The organism is Candidatus Neomarinimicrobiota bacterium (genome assembly GCA_016784545.1).
Classification (GTDB): Bacteria; Fidelibacterota; UBA8477; order UBA8477; family JABMPR01; genus JABMPR01.
Map to the genome: position 1 here is coordinate 18522 of JADHUM010000018.1, position 18716 is coordinate 37237.

Sequence of the window (18716 nt, forward strand, 5' to 3'; positions counted from 1 at the left end):
TCCATCCAGCTCCCATCGACAGGATTACTATGAATTCATACATAAAATCAATGACACTTCTTTTCGTCCTATTTTCTAGTGGATTAACCCAAAATCGGGTCGTTGGCTACTATCCTGAATGGGTAATGTCCAGTATGGGGGTGGATGAGCTTGATTTTAGTATTCTCTCTCATGTGAATCAATCATTTGCCTGGCCCAGCGCAAGTGGTGAAATTCAGAGTTATGCTGGTATGCTAGATGTGGATGTGAATGTAACCATCCATGAAAATGGGGGCTATATCTCTTTATGCTTTGGAGGTTGGGGAAATTCAGCTGGATTTGCACCTATGACAGCTGATCCTGTAAGTCGAGCAAATTTTATCAGTAATGTGATTGAGACCTGTCAGTACTATGAGTATGATGGGGTCGATTTTGATTGGGAACATCCTGCTAACTCAACTGAAACCGACAACTATACCCTTCTCATAGAAGAGCTTCGAGCAGCTACGGACGAAATCTTTGATAACTTCCTGATTACCATGGCCATCCCTGCCGGAAATTGGTCAGGGCAACACTATGACCTCACTGCACTTGAACCTCTGGTGGATTGGTTTAACGTGATGACTTATGATTATCATGGGACCTGGACCACCCATGCTGGTCACAATTCGCCATTATACTCTTCGCCTGCAAATGATCCTGATGGTTCATGTCATACGAGCATCAATTATATTCTTAACTCCCGTCATCTGGATCCAGCCAAGGTGAACTTGGGCTTGGCTTTTTATGGGAAGGAATTTGCTGCATCAGCCATAAACGGAGCCAGCACAGGTGGAAACATCACCTATCAATACAATGACCTGATTGGCTTCCTTGATCAGGGCTGGAGCTATCATTGGGATGATGTGGCCAACAACCCCTATCTCCAAAATCCAGATATGACCAGGTTGATCACCTACGACGATCCAAACTCCATTGCGCTAAAATGTGAGTACGCCAGGACCAGAGAATTGGGTGGTGTGCTAATCTGGGCCCTAGGACAAGACTTTGTTGCAGGGGAAGAGGTTTTATTAGAAGCCGTTAGAGATTATGCGACGCCCATTGAAGTGCCCCTCTTGATACCAGAAGATGTTCAACTCTTATCCAATTATCCCAATCCCTTCAATCCTATTACGACCATCCGTTATGGATTACCTGAGGCAGCACAAGTGACGCTGTTTATTTACGATATTAAGGGTCGAAAAGTGAGATCGCTTATTGGAGAACAGCAGGCTGCAGGCTCCTACGAATATCAGTGGAATGGTATGGATGATTCCGGTCAACCAGTATCCACAGGACTGTACCTTACAAGGCTTCAGGCAGGGTCATATACCAAGACGATCAAGATGCTTTACCTCAAATAAGCCAAACAAAAGTTAGACATACATGGAGGCCCTGGACATTGTCTGGGGTTTTCATTTTTATGAAACATAAGGTCTCAATAACCACCGTTTATGAGACAGCAAAATAGTGCCTGAATAATGAGACACCGTTTTTGAGACATAAACAGGTCGTTTTCTACGCCTAAACTGGCCGAGGGATTTTAAGTCCTGAATATATCTCTGATAGTCAGCAGGTTACAGAAATTGTGTCAAAATAATTGAGTGATGAAATTGCGTCTAAAGCTATTCCAGGAATTATTAATATTCCGATTCCACTTCACACCATTGAGGTGAGGATCTTCAGTAAATCCACGGAACCAAACGATAGCGTACGCGCTGTCCATACTCTCGATACCCCGGCAATTCCTCATGGAGAGTTCGGTCTTCCAAGGCGGTTCTGACCACGGTGATGATCAAGGCCACCATAGCCGGAACGAGCGTCCACAGCGAGGCCAAGGCCAACACCATGCCCGGGAGCGCCAACATGTTTCCAGCATAGCCCGGATGTCGTACGATCCGATAGGGGCCAGTGTCACACACCAGATGTCCTCGATCCGTCTGAATCCTGACCACGCTTGAGAAGAAGCGATTCTCCACAAATGCCCACGTGGCGAAGGCGAATCCCAATGCGATCAAGACTAAGCCGAGCAGGGTAAGCCATGTCGGGAAGGGAGGGGACCACCCAAAACGGTGATCGAGTCCCGCCACAATGACCGGAGGGTAAAATAAACTCACCACCATCAGTGGAGCCAGTAGTTTATCCCATGGCTTCGCCTCCTGCGCCTTTTCAAAATTGACACGTTCCGCCAGTAGCCCTGGATGCTGGCGTTCCGCCCATATGCGCCCCCCTATACCGGCGACCATGATCAGGAAGGCATAAACCCACGCCTGCCACCACTCGAGATGCCCACCGCATCCTAAGAGAATGACGGGGATGAGGAGATAGACGCTGATCGGCCCTAGCCACTGAGTGGGAGTCATTGTTTGAACGGTCTGTTGATTGCCTGTATTTGATGCCATAACATTCCTCCGAATTCTGTAATGAATGTGTGATTTTATGAAGAGCTTAGGTTTACTTCCTATGGTGATTATGTAGATACCCCTGGGATATCTATCTCGACATAGCCCGCCGTACCATTCACTCGTATCATCTGCCCATCCTTTATCAAGCGGGTTGCATTCTCAACACTTACAACTGCGGGAAGGCCGTATTCCCTCGCGATTATGGCTCCATGAGTAGCGATTCCTCCCACTTCTGTAACAAGCCCTTTTATTGAAACGAAAAGAGGGGTCCAGCTAGGATCGGTGTACTCAGCAATGAGAATATCTCCCTCTTCAAGGTCTGCATCTTCCATCTTTTTTACAATTCGTGCTCGTCCTTGGATAATACCTGAGGATACTGCCACACCTGGGAGAGCACCAACCGGGATGTCTTTCTTGTCATATTCACCGGTTATGATTTCACCATCTGAATTCATCACTCTGGGAGGTGTTAGCTTTTTATAGGTTTGATATTCCGATTCTCTTTTAGTTATGATGTCATAGTCAAGCTTACCGGTTTTTACCGCCTCACGGAACTCATCAAAATATAAGAAGTAAATATCTTCCTTCTTCCGGAGAGCACCCATTTTCACAAGCTTCGCTGCTTCTTTGAGGAGGGCTTGCTTATAGATAAAGTATCGTTGGATGTAGGAAAATTTTGGAAATTCACGATAGCCAATATGGTTCCGTATAATTCCTGCGATTTTCTTTACTTTTTTTGCTTTCCTCTTACCACCGCGCAACTTCTTCAGGCGATTTGCGAGATCTTGTATTCTTTCTTCTGAATCCTTGATGCCCTGCTCATGTTTTGTCATCCGTGCATTTGGTTCAAAATTTCTGATATTGCTCAGGATCATGGGGATGAGCAGTGTAGGTTTCTCCCTCCAGCGATCTGTGGTGATATCAATGTCACCGGAACAGCGCATACCGAATTGATCAAGATATTCATGTATTGACTTACTGACGGCGTTGCCACCTTCAAGCCTTGCCAGATCATCGAAAAAGGTCTCATCCTTTGCATGCTCAAAGTAGGCCAGTACTTCTGGGCATTTCCGGACTATATCCCCTACATCTAACAATGCGAGACCTGCGTCAATGGTGACACTGTTCGGTACCGATTGAACAAAGGTGTCAGCAACATTCTTTTCGCCAAGCCATTTTTCAATCTTTTTGTTTAACCACTTTCCTGCCAGTAGTGGAACTGCAATTGCTCCAGCTACCTCTGGAGTTATCATCTTTTTTCTGCGATCATGGTGATCGTCCTGGATATAAGCGAAAAGATCATCGCCCGATAGCTGCGCTATTCCCTGTTGTAACTGTTCTATTGATTGCGTTTCTTTACGAATAAGCTTCCTAATAATACCCGGGTCGTTCTTGCGGTAAATTTTGACCGCATGAATTAGCGGTGCAAAGGAGATATCATCTTTGTTTACCTGAAATACTCTGTCTTTACCTCGCGGGAGAGTCTTTATATACTGTTTCTGTTTTACTATTTTCTTTACGGCATTTGTAAGCAGATCATCACCCATTGCACCAAGAAGACTACTCGCCATTACACGTCCTATTAAGGAACTGAGATCCTGGCTTATATCAAGATACAGTCTGCCGCCAAGCTCGAAATACACCGCGGGATTATTACCAAGTACAGTTTTGATGAAATACATTCCAAGCGGTCTGATTGGATCTGTCATCATCTGCAAATGACCTCCGGACATATACACATGATTCATTCCGTCATTTCGTTCAGGGATAGGATACAAGGTCGTGATTGGCCGACTCTGAGTAATGTAGAATTCATTCTCATGATGGCACCACTCAATATCTTGAGGGCAGGAGAACTTCTTTTCTACCCGTCTACCGAGTTGTTCCAGTTCCAGGATTTGGGCATCGGTGAGGGCCTGTGCATCTCTCAGATCGGATCCAATTTTCTGTTTCCCCGTACCACCATTCTTCAAGGTATAGATAGCATGATTCTTCTTTCCAATGGTTTTGGTAATTATCCCGCCTGCCTGCACCTTATAGTTGTCCAAGTTGACCAATCCTGATACCAGAGCTTCACCAAGGCCATAGCCAGCATCAATCGAAACTACCCTCCTGTTTGATGTAACAGGGTCTGCTGTAAACATGATTCCTGATGTTTCGGGTATAACCATACGCTGGACTACTACCGCCAAAAATACCTTTCTATGATCAAAACTATTGTGAATTCTGTACATTACTGCTCGGTCGGTGAATAACGAAGCCCAACATTTACGCATATGCTTTAGAATCGAATCCTTGCCAATGATGTTTAAGTAGGTATCATGCTGTCCTGCAAAGGATGCCGTAGGCAGGTCTTCTGCTGTCGCACTTGAACGTACTGCATAGGAGAGATCCTCTCCATGAGTTTGAAGCTCTGCTTCGATAGCAGCTGTTATGTCTTGAGGGATTTCCCTATTCTCAATAACTCTACGAATTTGTCCACTTATCGCAGTTATTTCATCCTTATGATGCACTTGCATCGGCGAGAGTTGATCCAATAACCTGTTTAGTTCGGTGCAACTCTCAAATGTTTGCATATAGGCGTCAGTAGTGATGCAAAAACCGTCTGGGATATGAATCCCTTCAATTGCAGACAGCTCGATAAGATTAGCACCCTTCCCGCCCACAATGGAAAGGTCAAATTGAGTCTTATTGTGAATTCTTTGAATATATGATCTCATATTATTTCTCCCAAAAATCAGGTATGTGCTTCTATTCCGAATCGCACCATTTCAAGAAATGAATTCTTCTTTGCAAAGAAATCTTTCCAATACCCATCATCATGCATCTTTTTTGTCTCTGTTAATTCAGTAGCCAGCTTCATTCTGAAGTATTCAGAAACAACTTGGAGTAGTTCATACGCTTCCCTGGAATCTACCCCCTCTCTCAGAGAAATTTTGTTGAACAACTTCATCATCTGGCGTTCCTTCTCCGCATTCATCGCTCCATACTTTTCATCCATGAGTGACTTTAATTGGTGAATCTCAAGTTTCAGTTCATCAGGTGTTGAGTAAAAAGCTTCGAAGAGAATCCTATTTAGCTTGGGATTCTTTCTCAGATAGTCAATTCTCTTGAGTCCGTTTTGCTCTTTCGCTTCAAAGAAGTCCCCGTATTCAGCGGGAGATTCCTGATTTAATTCAGGGGTCATTTTATCTAAGCATCGCTCTAAAATACTGATATAGAGTTTTTTCTTACTCTCAAAATGATGAAAAATGAGTGCTTTCGATATCCCTGCTGCCTCCGCAAGCATAGCCGTGGAAGTCTTCGCATACCCATGCAGGATGAAGACTTCGAAGCAGGCGTCTAAAATTTTCTCTTTCTCATATAACTGTAAGGGCATAAAAACATCTCCTTGTCTTACTGACCAATGGTTAGCATAATTATAATATCTTACTGACCGATAGTCAATATAAAAGTACTTTAATATGTATTCCTCCTGGGTTCACTAGTGCATTGTAGCAGCAATCTTCTATTATGTATGTTGAGATGCCCAATCCAAATTCATCAATCAATGCTCTTATAAGCGTTGACCGATCATTGAAATACTTCTTATATGAAGAGCACAATCCTTGGCGGTTTAGTCTGAAAATTTCGGTCCAAATGTTTGTTGATGGTATGTCGAGTTGGACAAAACGTTCTGATCTCAGTAGAATTTATAGAGTCAATAAAAAAAGGCCAGCACCCTTCGACAAGCTCAGGGACCTAGACCTTTTTTAGTACTCCCATCTTCGCTTTTTGAGCTATGAGGGGCAAGAGGGGACCAGTATGTGGTGGTGTGATTTGTCTAAGAGAAGTGGTTGAATATCAATCACAGTTGAAGTACGGTCGGCCCCGATGAAGATAAACTAAAGTGATGAATATGCCTGCTGCGCCGTAGCTTGTCTGATTGTCGAAGGGTTCGCTAGCTAGATAAATTTATACAACGCAATAGAAACAAAAAAAGTCCACCGATGGCGGACTTATTTATTTCTGTGCCAGGGACGGAATTGATGTTCGGCTGCGCCTACATCTCTCTCCGCTCGCCATTGCTCGCTCCGGGTGAACTGCATTCGCTCCGCTCATTAGCTAGATAAATTCGCACCACTTGCACAAAAACAAAAAGGCCCGTTTTCACGAACCTTTTTCTTTTTGTGGCCAGGGACGGAATTGAACCGCCGACACGGGGATTTTCAGTCCCATTGTCTGGTTCTATAAGTAGCTGTGTATCAGTTAGTTGCAGGTGGTTGAGTCCCGGCGTGTGCACTATATGTGCAATCGATATACAACTGTGAGGAGAATGTCTAGTTTACCAACTGGGGCATGCTTTTGGATTAATATACCGTTTAAAACCTGGTTGCGTATTGATTTCAAGAACCTAGGTGGAAGAGGTGAACCAAAAGTCAGATAAGTTTTGCCATCACTTCCAGCTAGAGCTCGCTACTATGTCAGCTGCGTTCGTTCCTAGCGCGGGATATTCTCATAGTAATCGAAACAGACGAGACTCGGTGGCTCTGAGCGCTTTGCGAGAGGCAAAGATCTACCACCGACCCCTCCATCTCGGTACATTCCTCACTGCGTTCGGAACACTCGATGTCCGGGTTTTATTCGGGTCGCCGCCACCGCCCAGGCGGGGTACAGTGCCCCGTAGGGGTGTATCGAGGCGGGGAACGAGAGTCGAAGGTCTGAAGGTCGAAAGGTGGCTCTGCGGGCTTTGCGAGACAGGATAATCTTTCGCTGGTCTCCTTCAATACCTCACCTGGTGACATTTGTCCCAGAAAAGGGGAGTGCTATAGAATCTGGTTGCCATGATTATATTACACGCGAATGATATTACCTGGGTAAATAAAAATGAATGAGAACCGCTTATGAATTTACCGAAGTATTTACAGCCCTCATCCAGCAGGCTGAAACGGACCGCATTACTAATGGCGATTTTTTGGACCCTGATAATTCTTCTTGAATTGAACTGGAGCCTACTGAATCTCAAAGAAGCTGAATTACGAAATGCGCATACACAGGCAGCGACCGCCTTCGAAAAAGATGTTCAATATCGCCGCTGGAATGCAAATGCCGGAGGTGTTTACGTTCGCGTGAACGAATCGATCAGACCCAATCCCTATCTTGACATGGAACACCGTGATTTGCTCCTGGCCAACGGGGACACATTAACATTGATGAATCCGGCCTATATGACCCGTCTAGCCCATGAAATTGCTCTCGAGGAAACAGGGGTCAGGGGCCACATCACAAGCCTTAACCCCATCCGGCCAGAAAATGAAGCGGATGATTGGGAAAAATCTGCCCTGTCATGTTTCAATGATTCGACCTCAGAAGTGACCGCCGTTGAAAACCTGGACGGAGTCAAATATTTTCGAATGATGCGTCCTCTCTATGTTGAGAAATCGTGTTTGGAATGCCATGAAAAACAGGGTTACAAGCTGGGTGATATCCGGGGCGGAATCAGCGTTGCAGTGCCGATGAAAACCGCGCTTGATGATGGGTATCTGAATCCAGTGAATGAAATCATATCGCGATGTTTGTTCTGGCTCCTGGGTCTTGCGGGAATTGTTTACAGCTTCGTACGACTGGAGCATTTCGACAAACAACGCCGGAAGGCTGAAAAAGAACTTCTTGATTCCAACAAAATGAAGGAATTATTGATAGACACCATCACTCATGACCTGACCAACCCCATTGGTATCATTTACTCCATGTCTGACCTGCTGGCCAGCGAGAACGCTGGTGATCAAAAGCTGGGTCTGATAAAAAGCAGCAGTGAACGTCTCCTGGCTGTCATGCAGAATACTGTGACCCTCTCTCAACTGGCGCTGGGTGATGCAATCCCAAAATCTGAATTCGACATTACAGCCGATATCAAATCCATGGCCAATGAATTCCAGGATCGATTGGTCGAGGCCGTATTAACTCTTAAAATCGATCTGCCGGAAAAATTGATGATACAGGCCAACCCCATTTTATCAGAGGTATTTAGAAATTATATAAGCAACGCTATTAAATATGCCGCTGAAGGCGATCAGATTATCATTGATCACGAGAGTGAGGCAGGGGTTATTACCATCAATGTAAAAGATTTTGGGTCTACCATTCCCGAAAACTTGCGGGAGAATGTCTTTGCGCGCAAATATCAGATGGGTACAGAAAAACCAGGACGGGGACTGGGGTTGGCTATTGTCAAACGAATTGTTGAAGCGCATGGTGCCCAGGTCGGTGTGAAGCCGAATGAGCCCAGAGGTAATATCTTCTTTATCAAAATTTCTTGAGATCTCGGGGATTGAGAAGTTAAAAGTTAAAAGTTGTGAAGTCAGGACATGGGTAACACTTTAGTTGTTTCTGCGGCTCTGCGGGCTTTGCGAGAACGGTGGATGGCTTCATCCTTCGACGGGCTCAGCTTAAAGAAGGTGAAAAGAGAGGGCGAGGACTAGGGCTTGCTATCGTAAAGAGAATAGCAGCAGCACATAACGGTGAAGCCTGGGTCGAACCTAATACTCCTGCGGGTAACAGCTTTTGTCTTCGCATCCCCCGCTAAATCTGGAACAGCAGTTTTTTAACAGCGAATACTTTGGCACCACGACATAGAAAAAAGCTCTTGACCTCCAAACTCAGGGGCCTTTTTGCCACTGGTCACTTTCCAGTCACACCGCTCTCGCAAGTCCAATAAAAACAACTATGAGACACAAAGAGGTCGATTTTCACTCAAAAACTGACCGAGGGATTTTAAGTCCTGAATATATCTCTGATAGTCAGTAGGTTACGGAGTTTGTGTCAAAAAAATATAAGGGAATATTTGTACAAAAGGTACCGATGAAATTGGTTGTTCATTGAGTGTGTATCCCCTAGATAAACTTTCTGCTTGAATAGCATAGAACCAAGGGTTTACTCACTACAGAGTAATTTTCAGTAGCATGCAGACCCTTTACGGAAGGACTAGCGGGTTTTAGTTGCTAAAAACATGACTAACCCTTGTCGGTTTGGATCCATTCAACAATAAATATTGGCAACGAGATATTTCTGCATATATTATTGCAAACGATTGCAGCAAACGTTTGCAAAAGTCAAATAATGAATATACGGAAGCCAAATACCACCTTGAAGGATATAGCCAATAAACTTGGTATATCCGTTTCAACTGTTTCCAGGGCTCTACGAAATCATCCCTTGATCAAACAGGAAACTGTTGAGTTGGTTAAAGAAACTGCGACTGAGATGGAATATTTTCCTGATAATGTTGCTCGAAATCTGCAAAAAAAATCAACCAACACCATCGGTGTGATTGTCCCTGAAATTCGTCACGATTTCTTTTCCTCTGCCGTGGATGGAATAGAAGATCGTGCCTTCCAATCTGGGTACACCATTATTGTAACTAAATCCAATGAAGACTACGAACGTGAGGTGTTGAACTCTCGAACACTCGTTTCACATCAAGTGGCTGGTATCATCGCATCAGTTGCTCAAACCACAGTGGATGGTGAACATTTCAAGGCTGTTGGACGCCGGGGTATTCCAGTAGTTCTTTTTGACCGAGTGCTGGAAGACCTGAATGTCAGCAAAGTTATCGTCGACGACTATGTAGGAGCTTTTAATTCGACCAAACATCTTATTGAATGTGGATATAAACGGATAGCTCATCTAGCAGGCCCCAGTAATCTCAAAATATCAAAAGAGAGAGAACGAGGTTATCGGGCTGCAATTATAGATGCAGGTTTTCCCATGGACGAAGATCTAATTGTTGAAGTTGAGCTGGACGAAAAACATGGAGCCATAGGTTTACGACAGCTTTTGGAGCTAAAAAGCAGACCAGATGCCATATTTGCAGTGAATGATCCAGTTGCTGTTGGAGCCCATAAAGAGATACGGTCAAAGGGCTTTCAAATCCCAAAGGACATCGGCATTACAGGGTTTAGTAACAATCCAATTACTGAAATGATTGAACCACCGCTTACAACAGTGGATCAGCATGGTTACAAAATGGGCCAAGTTGCCGCAGATCTACTTCTTCAAGAGATTGAAGGGGATCACTCAGAATGGTCACCTCAAACCGTTATAGTAGAAACAGAACTGATTATTCGCCAATCATCGGCGTGCAAAGTTTAGGATTAGAACAAACATGAAACCTTTGATGAATTACTTTACTCAAAATTTACTCATAATCCTTGTTGTCTCATGTGCTCAATCACCTGATACCCGAACTATTCCAGAGTGGGAAGATCCCACAATGTTTGATCAGAACAAAGAGCCAGGTCATGCCTCACTCATGCCATATTCTTCTTTGGACCAGGCATTGGCAGGGGATAGAAGAGATTCAGAACATCGACTTGATTTAAATGGAGCATGGAAATTTAATTGGGTCAAAAAACCTTCTGATCGTCCGCTGGAGTTCTATAAAGATAGTTTCGATGTGTCTTCATGGGACGATATTGAAGTCCCTAATTCCTGGCAACTACAGGGCTATGGCCAACCCATCTACACCAATGTCCAGGAACCCTTTGTAAATCCAGAGCCACCCAAACCACCACAGGATAATAATCCAGTCGGCTCTTATCGTAGAAACTTTGAAATAAGTGAGGATTGGGACGGTGGGGCTATCATGCTCCATTTTGATGGTGTCAAATCTGCCTTCTTCATTTGGGTGAATGGAAAAAAGGTCGGTTATAGTCAGGGCAGTATGACTCCTGCAGAATTCAACATCTCCAAATATCTTCAACCTGGCTCAAATTCGATTTCAGTTCAAGTGTTTCGTTGGTCCGATGCCGCCTATATCGAGGATCAGGACTTCTGGAGATTAAGTGGTATTTATCGGGATGTCTATCTCATGCATGTACCTGATACCCACATCAGGCATTTCAGAGCAATTGCAAGTTTAGAAAATGATTACCGGGATGGAAGATTAGTAGTGACAGCCAACCTGAAAAACTATACCTCCGAAAATGGAATGGTTGCACTAGAATCCGAGCTTTATGATAAGCGGAAGAACTTGGTTGCTTCCATCCCGTCTATTGATATCACAATAGCTGCGCAGAGTGAAGAAGTTATTGAGCAGAAAATTGTGGTCCCTGAGATCGAGGGCTGGACAGCAGAAACTCCTAATCTATATACATTGGTTCTCACAATACGCGATGATAAGGGAGAGATCATTGAGTACGTAAGCACACGGGTAGGATTCCGGTCTGTTGAGTTGGTGGATGGACAAATGCTGGTAAATGGTAAACCGATTATCATTAAAGGAGTCAATCGCCACGAACATGACCCTGTCACAGGGCGCACTGTGTCTGATGAATCAATGATTGCCGATATTAAACTGATGAAGAAATTTAATGTCAATGCAGTTCGAACTTCCCATTATCCCAATCATCCTCGCTGGTATGAACTCTGTGATGAGTACGGACTCTATCTCTACGATGAAGCAAATCTTGAATCCCATGCATTCTGGTCAAAATTCACGCTAGATCCTCTATGGGAAAAAGCGTTTCTGGAACGTGCACAACGCATGGTTCTGAGGGATGTTAATCACCCTTCAATCATTGTTTGGTCTCTTGGAAATGAGGCAGGCTATGGTCCTAATCATGATGTTATGGCTGATTGGATTAGGGAATATGATCCTTCTAGGCTTATCCATTATGAAGGGAAAGAGCCTGGATACGGTCCACTACCCAACCATTATGATATAATTGCCAATATGTATCCTTCTGTGGATCTCATGATCAAATTGCACGATGAGAATCCTGAACGGCCGGTGATCCTTTGCGAATATTCTCATGCCATGGGAAACAGCAATGGCAACATTTTCAAATATTGGGATGCCATATACAAGTATCCCCGTATTCAAGGAGCCTTCATCTGGGATTGGGTGGATCAAGGCCTGCTCCGAAACGATGAGAATGGATCATATTATGTTTATGGCGGTGATTTTGGTGAAGTACTCCATGATGGAAATTTTTGTATAAATGGTGTAGTCTCTCCTGATCGTCAACCGCATCCAGGACTGTATGAAATTAAACACCACATGCAGAATATCAAGGTGACATGGGATGGACTTGATGTCAATAAATTCAAACTGGAAAACCGGTATTTCTTTCAGAATTTGGATCATCTGAATGGGACATGGGAACTTCTGGAGGATGGAATCTCCCTGGCTGCTGCCAAGATTGAGCTTTCAAATGTAGCGCCAGGAGAAAGTATTGATCTCAATCTTCCTGTCTTTACAAAATCTCGGACGAAAAGTAAAGACCACGAGTATGCTATCAATTTCACCTTCGAACTCGCTTCTGACACTCCTTGGGCGAAGGCGGGGCATCGAGTGGCATCGGATCAGATCTTGATCCAGGAACATTCTCAATTATTAATGAATTCAGCATCAAGTGCTACCTTTCCGCGACTTAACATTGAACAAACTGAGGAACAATTAAAAGTCGGAGCCAGTGGCAAGGATTTCACATTTAATCTGGCGAGTGGCGTATTGACTTCTGTACAGATGAGAAATGTTGAAATGCTGGAAATGCCATTGGTGCACAACATTTGGAGAGCACCGACTGATAATGACGAAGGTGGGGATGCTGCCAGTTTTGCACAGCGCTGGTTGGATGCAGGTTACAACTCGCTCTCCCGAGAAGTCATATCTGTGGAGGTAGAGAAACGATCTAAACAGGCTATCAGAATGCGGGTCAGGGAACGCTATCAAGCCACGACTGGAGACATTAATACGCGCATCGCTTATACGGTATTTGGTAATGGTGATTTGCATGTAGATGTCCAAACGGACATATCTCCTTTACTTCCAGTCTTGCCAAAGATTGGGATGACCTTTCGAATGGCAGCGACATTTTCAGAAATCCAATGGTACGGTCGTGGACCGCATGAATCCTATGTTGATCGCAAGCACGGTGCCCCATTGGGGATATATAGTGGAACTGTCACTGAACAGTATCATCCCTATGTTCGTCCTCAGGAAAATGGTAATAAGACAGATGTTCGCTGGGGGACTATTCACAATGCATCAGGTGCTGGGGTCATTGTATACGGTATGCCGAGTATCGATCTAAGTGCTCACCACTATACCCTTGAAAATTTGACTCAGGCCTCCCACACATACCAAATTCAGAACTCAGGACCAGTTACTGTCAACATTGATCAAAAATTGATGGGTCTGGGGGGAGATGATAGCTGGAACCCCAGAACGCATGATGAATATCTTATTCATCCCAACACATATAATTATGCCTTTATTTTGCGTTTCACAAATGATGTGAATGGTGAACGCGATGATAAACTGCCCAGAATTCTACCATCACCTTCCATAGGGACTAAAACTTCCCTCTTTGAGGATGAAATAGATTTCACGCTGGAGAGTGGAGTACCTGAAAGCAAAATTGTGTACACGAAAAATGATCCAGCTTTCTCAAAAAGTGGTATCCAGAAGTACGAGAGTGCCTTGTCGACAAAAGAGAGCATGGGTCTCACAGCTCAGTCGCTTCGAGAGGGATATGTGGATAGTGAGTTGAGTCAGTTCAACCTGAGGAAAAAAGAAATCCCCTTCACAAGTAAAGTTAAGCGCTTCAAGGGAGCTTCATCCCCTGTGAGTATTGAACTGGAGGAGACTAAATATTTACTTCTCCTGGCTGAACCTACCCAGGATGGTACGGACGAAGATCATACCAATTGGTGTGATGCCTATCTTGTGGACGCAGAAGGTGTTAAAACCTATTTGAGCGATCTCAAAGCTTTATCTGTTGCTCAGGGTTGGAAAAGTCTTGGACTTGATCTTAGCGTCAAGGGAATGCCGCTTAGTGTAGGGGGCAAGACCTATGCGAAGGGGCTAGGGTCTCACGCAAATAGCAAAATTATATACAAGTTAGACAAAAACTATTCTGAGTTTCATGCTGAGGTTGGTATTGATGATAATGCCGGTCCCAGTGGAAGTGCAATTTTTAGCGTTCAATTAATGAAGTGAACAAGAACAAGACATATAGTATCCTAATCTTTGGACTTATAGTTCAAACGTTTGCATTTGCAGATAGCCTACCCATTAACGTTAATACAGATATTCGATATCAAGAAATGGATGGGTTTGGTGCGTCCGATTGCTGGTCGTTCCAGAAAATTGGAGAGTGGCCAGAAACTCAAAAAAATCGCGTTGCAGATCTTCTATTTTCTATCGATGAGGGAATTGGTCTATCACAGTGGCGATTCAATATCGGTGGAGGTATCAATACTCAAACCATAAACAATTCCTGGCGTACTGCGGAAACATTTGAAACTGGAGCAGGGGAGTATGACTGGACCCGACAATCTGAGGAACGCTGGTTTTTAGATGCCGCCAAAGTCCGTGGAGTTAATCAGTTTATCGCATTTGTCAACAGTCCTCCAGGCAGAATGACTCGCAATGGTCTCACAAACTGCACGGATGGTAGTGGCTCAACAAATCTCAAAACGGGCTGGGAAAATCAGTTCGCCCGTTATTTAAAGGATATTCTTGTTCATTTTAAGGATGCTTGGGATTTAGAATTTGACTATGTCAGCCCAGTCAATGAACCTCAGTGGGAATGGAATGATGGTACAGATCAGGAGGGGAATCGCGCTTCAAACGAAGATATCCGCAGGATCACTTCAGCCCTGTATGATACTCTGCAAACAACTGACTTACAGACGGAGATATCTCTGGTTGAAAGTGGTGATTTGCGAAGTTGGTACCAACTAAACACTGGGATGGGACAGGAATATGGTGAAAACTATGGGTCATACCTCAGTGAGATCATTGGGCATCCAGATCTGAGCGGGAAAATTAGCAAACATATTGGTGGTCACTCCTATTGGTCTGATTTGATCAATACAGGACTTGTGCAGGATCGACAATCACTCCTTGTTCATCTCGATGACTATTTGGCCGATGACTGGACATACTGGGTGACGGAATATACCATTCTTCAGGGACCAAATGGTGAGGGTGGACGCGGCAGAGATTTGGGCATTACCACTGCCATTGATGTTACTCGAGTAATGCACCATGATTTGACTCTATTGAATGCCTCATCGTGGCAGTGGTGGACTGCCGTATCACCTGAAAATTTTAAGGATGGGTTGTTATACACAAATTATCGGTCGAATCCTCAGGATCAATCTATCATCGAGAGTAAACTGCTGTGGGCATTTGGCAATTATAGTCGATTTATTCGACCTGGATATACACGTATACAAATGACAGGAGCCAACAATAAGTTTGGGCTCATGGGAAGTGCCTATGTGGCACCTGATGATAAAACCCTTGTCCTGGTTTTTATAAATGCAGCCTCTAGTAGCAAGGATATTTCGCTCAATTTATCCGGGCTTCCGTGGATCCCTGAATATGAAGCCTATCTGACCAGCGATACGCCTGGTGATGATTTGAGAAACCTGGGAATCATTGATTCAGAAACACCCATAACCATTCCAGGTCAATCCGTTGTTACGCTTATAGGGAAATCAAAACAAGCAGAACCAATATTTGAAGGCTATGATCCCAATTTATATCAATTGTATCAAAACTATCCAAATCCTTTTAATACTGAAACCAACCTGTGCTTTAACCTGCCCACTTCTGGAGCTGCTGAGTTATCAATTTACTCCCTCCGCGGTGAAAAAATCCATAGCGTCAAGTGGGAGACCATCGACGAGGGTGTTCAAAGCTATTCCTGGAATGGGTTGTCTCATAATCAGGAGAAAAATTCAAGTGGGATCTATTTATACACATTGAGAGCTGGAGACCAGCTCCATTCAAGAAAAATGCTCTACATTCAATAATTATAAGGAGAAGCATTGCTTCTCAAGGCATTTAGAATGAAAGTAACCACAAAAAGGAGAAAACAATGAAAAGGATAGCTACCCTTATCGTTCTTCTGATCATGTGTGTGTCTTTTGCATATGCGCAAAGTCCATCTATGGTCTTTTTCAAAGGTGAACTACCTGATTCCATGTATTTCTGGCCCTGGGGTTTTGCCCAGGATCCAGTTGCTGTGAACGGAATTGGATATACACCAGGAACCGCCGGAATTCAATGGGTTACCTCAGCCGAAGATGGATGGCAGGGTAATTTCATTGGCTTAAACAGCAATGTGGGCAATGACATGAGTTCCATCTGGGCCACGGACTCGGTATATTTCAAAATGCGTGCTCCCAATGGGCTAGACGCCGATGACAGTATGTCTGTATTCCTTTATGATTCTGACAATTCAACATGGGACTATACTGTTTGGGCCCAGATTGATGATTTTGCTGATTTGAATGACGGTGCCTGGCACCAGTACAGCATTGCCCTATCAGATTTTCTGACTACAACAAATGATATCGATAAAACCGATATTGTTGCATTGAGCTTTGAAGCTGAAAATCCCTTCCAATGGGAAATGGACAATGGTGTGTCTGCTGAAGTTCATATCGATGATGTGTGGATTGGCCAACCTGAGATTCCCATGACCATGATCATCTATAATGGTCAGAGCTTATCGGCTGGTATTGATACAGACTACTGGGGTTTTGAAGAAAACTCACTGACCCTCGCTGAAGGTGAGGGCTATGGTGCAGGTACACCTGCCATTGTTTGGGAAACCTCAAACTGGGATTGGCAGGGACAGGGTTATACCTTCTGGCAACAACCTCAGGATTTCACATATGCCATGGCGCATGACACATTGAAAATGAAAGTCAAAGCACCGGCAGAGATAGACCCTCTGGTAGTTCGCTGGTACGATTGGAGCGACAATGCAGCTGATTTTGTCATGGATACCACACTATGGGATGGTGAATGGCAAGCATTGGAAATTCCACTGGCAAGTTTTACCCAGGGTGATGGCTTTGATGCAAGCACTGTCTACTACTTCAGCATTGAAGCAGTATGGAACACGGTTCCAGAAAGAGTCCTCTTTGATGATATCTGGATAGGTAGTCCCACTGTTTCTGTTGATGTCGTAGCTCCGTTAGCACCAACCAATGTATTGGCCGGTGTTGCCACGGATTATTTCAACGAAATCGCCTGGACTGCTGTAGCTGGTGAATCAGGTGAGAGCTATAATGTCTATGCCAGCCTGAGTCCTATCGAAAGTCTTGATGACGATGGCTTGACCGTAGTAAAATATGGTGCAGATGATGGTGAAGTGGTTGTTCATCCAATTTATCATCCTCTAGAAGAGGCTGAAATCGCCTATTATTACGCAGTGACCTGTATGGATGCTGCTGGAAATCTATCAGAAGGTTTTGCAACTGCTGGTCCATTCACAAATGTTGGTGCTAGCAGAGCAATCATTTCACTTGAACCACCAGTGAATTTTGTTGCTGATTCTGATTTGAGTGAGTGGGCTCACATCGTTCCATTTACTGTTACACCAGGTTCACATCCAGTTGAAGGAACCATCGATAGTGATGCGGATTTCTCTTACCAGGCCTATGTTGCCATGGATGAGACCTATCTATATGTTGCTTTTGATGTCTTAGATGATCACTTCACATGGACTGAAGATAATACTGTGGACTGGTGGGATGATGAAGGTATCGAATTCTATTTTGGACTATATGAACTAGGTATTCCACATCCTTATTTCTATTCAGGTGAAGAACCAGATTATCGTCTGGTATTTCTGCCCAATACTATCCTATGGGGCAGTGACTGGGATATGGAGCCAAGTGCAGATGATTATATCTTCGAACCTCTTGGTGAATCAGATTATATAATCGAGGCTAGAATCGCCTTCACCAGTATTTATGATACTGGCGATGCCGAATTCACACCTGTTGAGGGTATGACGATTCCATTCGAAATTTTAGGGTTTGACGCTGATGTACAGAATGGATACAACGAAGGTCGCCTGCAATTAGGTGCGAACTCTGAAATCAACCCATGGCACTCCGGACCTGACGTATGGACCTATGCCTGGGTTGGACTACCTGATTTTGTTGTTGCCCTTGATGATACAAAATCTGGCCTGCCCACATCATTTGCTTTGAAGGACAATTATCCAAATCCCTTCAATCCATTAACTCATATTAATTATGAATTACCGGAAACGGCTGATGTGAAATTGACCATATACAACATAAGAGGCGAAGTTGTATCCACACTGGTTGAAAATAATCAGACTGCTGGGTATTATACAGCAACCTTTAATGCACAAAATGTGTCTTCTGGATTGTATTTCTATCAGATTCAAGCTGGTAGCTATAATCAAACAAAGAAGATGATTCTAGTTAAATAGAACAAATTTGGTTTGGAGAGGTGACTCAATTTGAGTCACC

Annotated in this window: 9 protein-coding genes; 6 read left to right on the plus strand and 3 right to left on the minus strand. The window is 44.0% G+C overall.

Annotated features, from left to right (window positions below; translation table 11 throughout):
• Positions 1–29 precede the first annotated feature (29 nt).
• Entirely contained in the window at positions 30–1382 is a 1353-nt protein-coding gene (locus ISR87_05740; GenBank protein MBL7024940.1) for a T9SS type A sorting domain-containing protein, read from the plus strand.
• A gap of 318 nt (positions 1383–1700) precedes the next feature.
• Here the strand turns inward: ISR87_05740 and ISR87_05745 are convergent, their stop codons facing one another.
• The 3 genes from ISR87_05745 to ISR87_05755 all read right to left on the minus strand — a co-directional run bounded on the left by ISR87_05745 (position 1701) and on the right by ISR87_05755 (position 5802).
• Positions 1701–2420 carry an isoprenylcysteine carboxylmethyltransferase family protein gene (locus ISR87_05745; protein MBL7024941.1) on the minus strand — a complete coding sequence of 240 codons (720 nt, stop codon included), beginning with the start codon at positions 2418–2420 and terminating at the stop codon, positions 1701–1703.
• 68 nt (positions 2421–2488) lie between these two features.
• Positions 2489–5143 carry a phosphoenolpyruvate synthase gene (gene ppsA / locus ISR87_05750; protein ID MBL7024942.1) on the minus strand — a complete coding sequence of 885 codons (2655 nt, stop codon included), beginning with the start codon at positions 5141–5143 and terminating at the stop codon, positions 2489–2491.
• 17 nt (positions 5144–5160) lie between these two features.
• On the minus strand, positions 5161–5802 hold the full coding sequence (locus ISR87_05755; protein ID MBL7024943.1) for a TetR/AcrR family transcriptional regulator: 642 nt from the start codon (positions 5800–5802) through the stop codon (positions 5161–5163).
• Positions 5803–7306: 1504 nt separating this feature from the next.
• Here ISR87_05755 and ISR87_05760 point away from each other — a divergent pair.
• The 5 genes from ISR87_05760 (at position 7307) to ISR87_05780 (ending at position 18676) form a co-directional block, all read left to right on the plus strand.
• Positions 7307–8722: a DUF3365 domain-containing protein gene (locus ISR87_05760; protein ID MBL7024944.1), complete on the plus strand. Its 1416-nt coding sequence runs from the start codon at positions 7307–7309 to the stop codon at positions 8720–8722.
• A 799-nt stretch (positions 8723–9521) separates the two neighbouring features.
• A complete protein-coding gene (locus ISR87_05765; GenBank protein MBL7024945.1) occupies positions 9522–10553 on the plus strand; it encodes a LacI family DNA-binding transcriptional regulator in 1032 nt (343 codons plus the stop codon).
• 13 nt (positions 10554–10566) lie between these two features.
• The gene (locus ISR87_05770; protein MBL7024946.1) at positions 10567–14406 is read left to right on the plus strand and encodes an NPCBM/NEW2 domain-containing protein; all 3840 of its coding nucleotides are present in this window, start codon (positions 10567–10569) and stop codon (positions 14404–14406) included.
• On the plus strand, positions 14403–16232 hold the full coding sequence (locus tag ISR87_05775; protein ID MBL7024947.1) for a T9SS type A sorting domain-containing protein: 1830 nt from the start codon (positions 14403–14405) through the stop codon (positions 16230–16232). The genes ISR87_05770 and ISR87_05775 overlap by 4 nt, the downstream gene beginning before the upstream one ends.
• Positions 16233–16297: 65 nt before the next feature.
• Positions 16298–18676, plus strand: a complete 2379-nt coding sequence (locus tag ISR87_05780; GenBank protein MBL7024948.1) for a T9SS type A sorting domain-containing protein — start codon at positions 16298–16300, stop codon at positions 18674–18676.
• The last annotated feature ends 40 nt before the right edge of the window (positions 18677–18716 follow it).

What these genes read in the sequence shown, in the direction of transcription:
- ISR87_05770 (MBL7024946.1), top strand. Translation starts at nt 10,567, where the DNA reads ATGAAACCTTTGATGAATTACTTTACTCAAAATTTACTCATAATCCTT.
- ISR87_05740 (MBL7024940.1), top strand. Translation starts at nt 30, where the DNA reads ATGAATTCATACATAAAATCAATGACACTTCTTTTCGTCCTATTTTCT.
- ISR87_05780 (MBL7024948.1), top strand. Translation starts at nt 16,298, where the DNA reads ATGAAAAGGATAGCTACCCTTATCGTTCTTCTGATCATGTGTGTGTCT.
- ISR87_05760 (MBL7024944.1), top strand. Translation starts at nt 7,307, where the DNA reads ATGAATTTACCGAAGTATTTACAGCCCTCATCCAGCAGGCTGAAACGG.
- ISR87_05755 (MBL7024943.1), bottom strand. Translation starts at nt 5,802, where the DNA reads ATGCCCTTACAGTTATATGAGAAAGAGAAAATTTTAGACGCCTGCTTC.
- ppsA (MBL7024942.1), bottom strand. Translation starts at nt 5,143, where the DNA reads ATGAGATCATATATTCAAAGAATTCACAATAAGACTCAATTTGACCTT.
- ISR87_05745 (MBL7024941.1), bottom strand. Translation starts at nt 2,420, where the DNA reads ATGGCATCAAATACAGGCAATCAACAGACCGTTCAAACAATGACTCCC.
- ISR87_05765 (MBL7024945.1), top strand. Translation starts at nt 9,522, where the DNA reads ATGAATATACGGAAGCCAAATACCACCTTGAAGGATATAGCCAATAAA.